Source organism: Pseudomonas brassicacearum (assembly GCF_003732265.1).
In the GTDB taxonomy this organism is placed as follows: domain Bacteria; phylum Pseudomonadota; class Gammaproteobacteria; order Pseudomonadales; family Pseudomonadaceae; genus Aquipseudomonas; species Aquipseudomonas brassicacearum_D.
Map to the genome: position 1 here is coordinate 1 of NZ_MOBK01000482.1, position 283 is coordinate 283.

Here is a 283-nt window from a genome sequence, read left to right on the forward strand (position 1 = left end):
AGACTTCACGGGCGACGCGATTGCGGTTTTCGTCGTCGGCAGTTTTCACCGCTCGAATCGCGCAGGTGCGTTCAGCCAGTTTGATCAGCGCGACGCGAACGTCGTCGACCATGGCGACCAGCATCTTGCGCAGGTTTTCGACCTGGCCCTGAGTGCCCAGCACCAGGGATTTACGCGGGCTCAGGCTGTCGCTGATCGCCGCCATGCGCTGCACGCCGTCGATGAGCCAGCTGAAGAACGAATTGCAGGCCACCGGCGTCGATGCCGACATCAGCGGCCGGGC

1 protein-coding gene is annotated in these 283 nt (G+C 63.6%); it reads right to left on the reverse strand.

Annotated features, from left to right (window positions below):
* The coding region (locus tag BK660_RS32375) for an HD domain-containing protein (protein WP_123436485.1) at positions 1-283 on the reverse strand (283 nt) is incomplete at both ends.